The organism is Neptuniibacter sp. (assembly GCF_024231755.1).
GTDB lineage: Bacteria > Pseudomonadota > Gammaproteobacteria > Pseudomonadales > Balneatricaceae > Neptuniibacter.
This window is the reverse complement of the sequence record NZ_JAAEQH010000173.1, coordinates 20,525-27,464: the sequence shown is the minus strand read 5'-3', so window position 1 is coordinate 27,464 and position 6,940 is coordinate 20,525. Positions and strand designations below refer to the sequence as shown.

Sequence of the window (6,940 nt, the reverse complement as noted above, 5' to 3'; positions counted from 1 at the left end):
TGAGTTGCAGACTTCATCTGCAGCAACATGCGACGTACATCGGGGTGTTTGATAATGCTGATACGGGACCCATCACGTAGAGTCCCCTGAATACGCTCTTTGGCGTACTCCAGCGCCTGCTGATAAGCACGTTCTGAGATCGATAGTCCTTGCAGACCTACCCCCTGACGCGCATCGTTCATCATAGTGAACATGCAAGCCAAACCGTTGTTCTCTTCACCTACCAGATAACCAATAGCACCCTCGTTATCACCAAAACTCATCACGCAGGTCGGACTGCCATGGATGCCCAGCTTATGTTCCAACGCCACGGGGAATGCATCATTACGCTGATCGGTAGTATTGCCGTTTTCATCCAGCAGGAACTTAGGAACAACAAAAAGGGAGATGCCTTTCACACCGGCAGGAGCATCAGGTAAACGGGCCAGTACCAGATGAACAATATTTTCCGTCATCTGATGATCACCCCAGGTAATAAAGATCTTCTGACCTGTAATTCGGTAGTGATCGCCTTCAGGGACAGCTCTGGTCTTCAGCGCAGCGAGATCCGTACCCGCATCAGGCTCGGTAAGGTTCATGGTTCCGGTCCACTCACCACTGATCAGTTTTGGCAAATAAGTTTGCTGGAGTTGCTCAGAGCCATGAGCCTCGATCGCTTCGATAGAGCCCTGAGTTAGCAGTGGGCAGAGCGACCAACCCATATTGGCGGACTGCCAGACCTCATTGACTGCTACCGCTAGAGAAACGGGTAGCCCTTGACCACCAAATTCAGGATTACCTGCTAAAGAGGGCCAGCCACCTTCACAAAATTGCTGATAAACCTCAGAAAAGCCTTCGGTTTGCTGCACACTGTTGTCAGAAATCGTCGCACCCTGCTGATCACCAACCCGGTTCAGCGGTGCCAGCTGTTCACCACCCAGCTTAGCGGCCTCATCCAGCACAGCTTCGCCAAGACCTTCAGCAAACTCGTCCAGGCCTGCGTTATGACAGATCTGTTCAAGGTCTACTAATTCATTCAGGACAAACAGCGCATCCTGATAGGGAAAACGATACTCACTCATCGCTATTGTTGCTCCGTACTCGGCAAAGCCTCATAACTACTTAATAACCAATTAATAACTACGGACTTTGCGTTTTCTTATTTTTAGAACATTTGGGAAATGCTCCAAACATAATCCATTCAGAGCGCCTCTCAAACAATAACAATTCAAACCTCAATCAATGACAAAAAAAATCACGACAGCAAAACATCACCATATTTAAAGGCTTAGCAGAGCATCAGGAACTTTCAAGTTGCTGGCAATAGGTGTCACTACGACGATATTCACCGGGTGTCATTCCGGTCCATTTTTTGAAAGATCGGAAGAATGCTGAGGGCTCATCAAAACCCATCAGACCTGCCACATCGTTGATAGACAACTGTGGAGAATTCATATAATTCAAGGCAGCCATCTTACGGCACTCATCCTTGATTTTCTGGTAGGAGGTATCTTCTTCAAGCAGGCGTCTACGTAGCGTAGATACTGACATATGCAGTCTGAAGGCCACATCCTCAGCGCTCGGCAACTCCTGACTGAAGTCTTTACCGATCAGCGCAACAACCTGCGATTTCAGGCTGGTATCATCATCCACCATGACAATGAGCTGATAGGGTGCTGTTTTAAGGAAGCTACGTAGCGTTTCCGGTGTCTGGACGATGGGGTAATCCAGATAACGGGCAGGAAAAATCATCGCATTGTCATGCTGATCGAACTTCACTTCGGACTGAAACAGTGTTTTATACTGCGCCACATCATCCGGCTCTGAAAATGTGAAGTAAGCGGCTTTCAAATCAAGGCGCGTGCCCAACAACCAGCAGAGGAAATGGTGCCACATCGACAGCGAGGTTCTGATCCTGGCATGGGATTCACCTTCTAGCAGCTCCTCCATCGTCGTGCCAGACGCATCGGTTGTGGTAAAGGAAACTTTTGCATAGCGCCCCTTACGCACCAGAAATGGTTTAACCTGAGTTCCACGGCAGATCTCATGAAAATCACTAGCGCGATAGATCGCTTTTTCCAGAGTAGTGCAGTGAATAAGACAGTGACACATCATACGGAAAGTACCGTTAGGTAACTTACCGCCACTCAACATGCCAAAGTATTCATCTTGCGCGATGTAATAAATACGTTGATACAGCAGACCAAACTTATCCGCAGGAAAGTCTGTCTGGGTATCAATCTCTTTCGGGTCTATCCCGACATAGTTGAGCAGCTCATCAACACTAAAGCCCTGCTCTTCAACTAACTGCAGCAGATGACGGACATAACCCGTCGGCACTGTAATTTTACGTTCCATAATTCAGTTTCCTGAGGTTGTTTAATCAATGAAACGCATTTCCCTCTTTTATTCTTGAACGGATTTGTCATATTAATCAAGCCCGCGAGAACAATTTTGTTAATAATATTGGCGGCTATTGTTATTGAGGGTTTTTGCAGACAATTAGAATATTATTGCCAATCATGGGTTCAGAGCCCCTAAAACCGGTTTTCTCTAGGATTTACCCTGAGATCGGTCTATTCTGGATTTAGTGATTCATGCGCCACTTACAAAAATAACTATGGCTAGGTGAACGAAATGGCAATAAAAAAACGGGTTTTGCAACGCAACAAAATCCACCATCCGATGTTCAAACGTCGGGTACTTCCAATTCTTGTTGGCAGCGCGCTCAGCTGCAGCTATGCAAATGCAATCGAATTTAACCTTGGTGAGATAGAGGGACGTTTCGACTCCCAAATTTCCGTAGGTGCCAGCTGGAGAATGGATGACCCTTCGTCTGACCTGATTTCTGTGCCAAATGGTGGCAACAGCTCAGGTTCAGGCAGCTATGATGATGGAAACCAGAACTTTACCAAAGGCGAAACGTTCACCCAAATAGTAAAGGGCGTACATGATCTGGAACTGAGAAAAGATAACATCGGTTTCTTTGGTCGAGCTAAATACTGGTACGATGCCGAACTTGATAATGGATCTCGCTCCCATGGTCACTCACCTAACGGCTACACCCCCGACACAGAGTTAGATGATTCTGATTTTAATGATTTCTCCAAATTCTCAGGCTTTGAAGTTTTGGATGCATATTTCTTCGGTGCATTTGATATCGGCGAGAAGCCACTCGACGTTCGCCTGGGTCGTCAGGTAGTAAACTGGGGTGAGAGCACCTTTGTTCAGGGCGGTCTTAACTCAATCAACCCATTTGATGTTAACGCTTTCCGCCGCCCAGGTGCTGAAGTTAAAGAGGGCTTACTGCCGGTAAATATGGCATTTGCATCCCTGGGTGTTACTGACAACCTAAGCGTGGAAGGTTTCTACCAGATTGAGTGGGAACCTACTGCAGTTGATGGCTGTGGTACTTACTTCTCTAATATAGATTTTGCGGCAGAAGGCTGTAATGGTATTCGCATACCACTACCTCTGAATGACCAACAGTATTTCAACCCTGGCACCTCCTCTGCTGTTCTTGGTTTTGACCCAGTGATCTACCGGAATGAAGAAGGCAGAAGAGAGGCTGACGATGATGGTCAGTTTGGCATCTCCGCGCGCTATTTCGCAGAGAACTTAAACGACACAGAATTTGGCTTCTACTTTTCTAAGTATCATAGCCGCCTTCCTGTCACCAGTGCTGTTAATACCCAAACAGATTTAGCAACATTTGGGGCCACAGCTGTCGGCGCAGGTAATGCAGCAGCTGCAGCAGTCTTGGGTGCAGGAGGCTCTCTGGCACAAGCACAGGCAGCTGCCGCACAGGCAGGCCAGATAGCAGGTATCAGTACACTGGTAGATACCACTTATTTCATCAGTTATCCGGAAGATATCGAGATGATTGGTATGAGTTTTAATACCAACATTGGAGATATTGCCTGGTCTGGTGAGATCAGTCACAAACGTGATGTACCTATTCAGATCAATGGTCCGCTACTGGTAGCCGCTATTCTGCAGCAATACGCAGGTGGTTCTGGTAATGCTGCTGCCGACAAATTGGTAGCCGATGCGGGTACCGGTGGAACAATCTATGGCTACAGTGAGCTAGATGTAACTCAGGTACAAACCAGCTTTATAAAATTCTATGACCAAGTGCTGGGTGCTAGCCGTTTAGCATTGATTGGTGAACTAGCATGGACTCATGTCCACGGACTAGATGAAGACGCTAATGCGCTTAAGTATGGCCGTAACGGCGCCTTCGGTTACGCAGCTGGAGATACTGAAGGTTTTGTAACTCAGGACTCCGTTGGTTATGTGCTGCGTGCGAATCTGACTTATCCGAATGCGTTTGCTGGTGTAAATCTTTCACCACAGATCAGTTTCAGACATGGTATTGATGGTTATGGTCCACAGCCAGGTCCTGCATTCAATGAAGATGAAAAGACTCTGGGCCTGAGCCTAACAGCTGATTATCTGAATAAATATAGCGTTTCACTGTCTTACACCGATTACTTTGGTGGCAAGTTCAACTCCCTTGAAGACCGTGACTTTATCTCACTCAGCGCAAGCGTTTCATTTTAATTATCAGCAGACAGATGGAGAGATCATCAATGTTTAACACTAAAAAATTGCTGCTGAGTACTGCACTAGTTGTTGCCTCTAGCTCTTTGTATGCAGCAACGACAGCAGAAGAAGCGGCCAAATTAGGCACCAGTTTGACACCAGTAGGCGCTGAAAAAGCGGGTAACGCTGACGGTTCCATTCCGGCATGGAATGGCGGTTTAACAGGAGCCGGTGACCGCTACACTAACCCGTTTGCCAGCGAAACACCGCTATTCACAATTACTGCTGCTAATGCGGATCAGTACAAAGCTAATCTAACTCCGGGCCAGATGGCGATGCTGAAGAAATACGACACTTTCAGTATTCCTGTTTACCCATCGCACCGAACCGCAGCAATGCCGCAGGAAGTTTATGACGCGGCAAAAGCGAATGCGACTTCAGCGAATCTTACGGACGATGGCAATGGCCTGAGTGGTTTTGCAACGGCTATTCCATTCCCAGTTCCTGCGAATGGTCTGGAAGTGATCTGGAACCATATGACTCGTTACCGTGGTGGCTCCCTAGAGCGTACGTTTGTGCAAGTTCCAGTTCAGGCTAATGGCAGCTTCACGCCAGTGAAGATCAACGAAAAAATGTCCTGGCCAACTCACCTTGAAGGTGGCGCAAATCCAGAGAAGGATGAGAACATTCTGTTCTACTTTGTACAACAGGTTAAAGCACCTGCCCGACTCACAGGTAACGTGCTACTTGTTCATGAAACCATTAATCAGGTAACTCAGCCACGCCAGGCATGGACATACAACGCAGGTCAGCGCCGTGTTCGTCGTGCTCCTCAGATTGCTTATGATGCTCCGGGTACAGCAAGTGATGATCAGCGTACAACAGATAACCTTGACCTGTTCAACGGTGCGCCTGATCGTTACAACTGGAATCTGGTTGGTAAACAGGAACTGTACATCCCGTACAACAGCTTCAAACTGGCTGATCGTGGACTCAAGTATGAGGACATCCTTAAGCCGGGTCATATGAACCCAGAGCTTACTCGTTACGAACTGCACCGCGTATGGAAAGTGGAAGCAACTCTGAAAGAAGGTGAGCGCCACATCTATGCTAAGCGCACCTTCTATATTGATGAAGATACCTGGCAGATCGCTGTAGTTGATCACTACGACGGCCGTGGTGAGCTATGGCGAGTAGGTGAAGCTCACCAGTTCCAGTATCGCGATGCAAATGTGCCATGGCTTACTGCAGAAGCACTGTATGACCTTCAGTCTGGCCGCTATCTGGTAGGTAGCCTGACCAATGAAGAGGGTAATGGCTTCGACTTTACCGGACGCTTCAAACATAAAGATTTTACTCCACAGGCAATTCGTCGCCTGGGAAAATAGGATCCTGAAAGGAATCAGATCCAGCAAGATGGTAAAGAAACCAGCAAATATGTCCCGCGATGTTCTGCATCGCGGGCTTTTCTATTTTGAGCTTTCCTAATTCCTCTTTCCTAATTACTCTTTCCTAATTCTTCAGAGGCGAGGATAATAAGCAGATTCTCCACCCTTCAGTAATAGGTTTCCCCATGGCCGAGATCGGCAAGTACAACACTCTTGAAGTTACTAGAAAGAAAGATTTTGGTGTTTATCTGGATGCAGGTGAACTGGGCGAAATCCTTTTACCAAAACGCTACTGCCCTGAAGATCTGGAGATAGGCGATTCCATTCGCGTTTTTGTTCATCTGGATACTGAAGACTATCTGATTGCCACAACAGAAAAGCCGTATGCCATCGTTGATGAGTTCGCGATGCTTAAGGTAACAGCGGTTAATGATGTCGGTGCTTTTCTAGATTGGGGGCTATCTAAGGACGTTCTTTTACCTTTCAGCGAGCAGCGTCAGCGCCCTGTAGAAGTTGGCAAGCGTTATCTGGTGCGCCTCTATATTGATAAAAACACCAATCGTATTGTCGCTTCGACAAAGATTGATAAGTTTCTGGATAACACTCCTCCCCGCTATAAGCAGGGTGAAGAGGTGCAGCTGGTCATTGCAAACCGTACGGACTTAGGCCAAAAAGCAATTGTTAACCACCAGCACTGGGGCATGCTTTTCAAAAGTGATTTGCTGAAAACCGTATATCCTGGTCAGAAGTTTAAGGGTTATATCAAAGAAGTTCGCCCAGATGGCAAGATCAATCTGTCAATGCAAAAGCAAGGTTACGGCAAGGTAGTAGATACTGCAGGTGAGATTCTGAATATGCTCAATGAGCAGGATGGTTATATCACCATCAATGACAAGTCATCTCCGGAACTGATCTATAAATATTTTGGCATCAGTAAGAAAGCGTTCAAGATGGCTGTTGGAGCCCTGCTGAAGCAAGGAAAGATTACAACAGAACCCGGTGGAATACGCTTGAAGGATTAGAGCACG

5 protein-coding genes are annotated in these 6,940 nt (G+C 47.0%); 3 read left to right on the top strand and 2 right to left on the bottom strand.

Going from position 1 to position 6,940, the window contains the following annotated elements; all coding sequences use genetic code 11:
- Both GY843_RS09385 and GY843_RS09380 read right to left on the bottom strand, forming a co-directional pair.
- Window positions 1-1,061, bottom strand: a 1,061-nt coding sequence (locus tag GY843_RS09385; protein WP_297308898.1) for an acyl-CoA dehydrogenase family protein, incomplete at its 3' end; no start/stop codon positions are given.
- 217 nt (window positions 1,062-1,278) lie between these two features.
- The gene (locus GY843_RS09380; RefSeq protein ID WP_297308896.1) at window positions 1,279-2,337 is read right to left on the bottom strand and encodes an AraC family transcriptional regulator; all 1,059 of its coding nucleotides are present in this window, start codon (window positions 2,335-2,337) and stop codon (window positions 1,279-1,281) included.
- 279 nt (window positions 2,338-2,616) lie between these two features.
- On the opposite strand from GY843_RS09380, the gene GY843_RS09375 reads away from it, so the two are divergent.
- The 3 genes from GY843_RS09375 (at window position 2,617) to GY843_RS09365 (ending at window position 6,934) form a co-directional block, all read left to right on the top strand.
- Window positions 2,617-4,542: a DUF1302 domain-containing protein gene (locus GY843_RS09375; RefSeq protein ID WP_297308894.1), complete on the top strand. Its 1,926-nt coding sequence runs from the start codon at window positions 2,617-2,619 to the stop codon at window positions 4,540-4,542.
- A 29-nt stretch (window positions 4,543-4,571) separates the two neighbouring features.
- Window positions 4,572-5,912: a DUF1329 domain-containing protein gene (locus tag GY843_RS09370; protein WP_297308892.1), complete on the top strand. Its 1,341-nt coding sequence runs from the start codon at window positions 4,572-4,574 to the stop codon at window positions 5,910-5,912.
- 185 nt (window positions 5,913-6,097) lie between these two features.
- Window positions 6,098-6,934 carry a S1-like domain-containing RNA-binding protein gene (locus GY843_RS09365; RefSeq protein ID WP_297308889.1) on the top strand — a complete coding sequence of 279 codons (837 nt, stop codon included), beginning with the start codon at window positions 6,098-6,100 and terminating at the stop codon, window positions 6,932-6,934.
- Window positions 6,935-6,940: the final 6 nt, after the last annotated feature.

Bases quoted from the DNA above. Each gene is read 5' to 3' on its own strand.
- GY843_RS09380 (WP_297308896.1), bottom strand. From the start codon at position 2,337: ATGGAACGTAAAATTACAGTGCCGACGGGTTATGTCCGTCATCTGCTG.
- GY843_RS09375 (WP_297308894.1), top strand. From the start codon at position 2,617: ATGGCAATAAAAAAACGGGTTTTGCAACGCAACAAAATCCACCATCCG.
- GY843_RS09370 (WP_297308892.1), top strand. From the start codon at position 4,572: ATGTTTAACACTAAAAAATTGCTGCTGAGTACTGCACTAGTTGTTGCC.
- GY843_RS09365 (WP_297308889.1), top strand. From the start codon at position 6,098: ATGGCCGAGATCGGCAAGTACAACACTCTTGAAGTTACTAGAAAGAAA.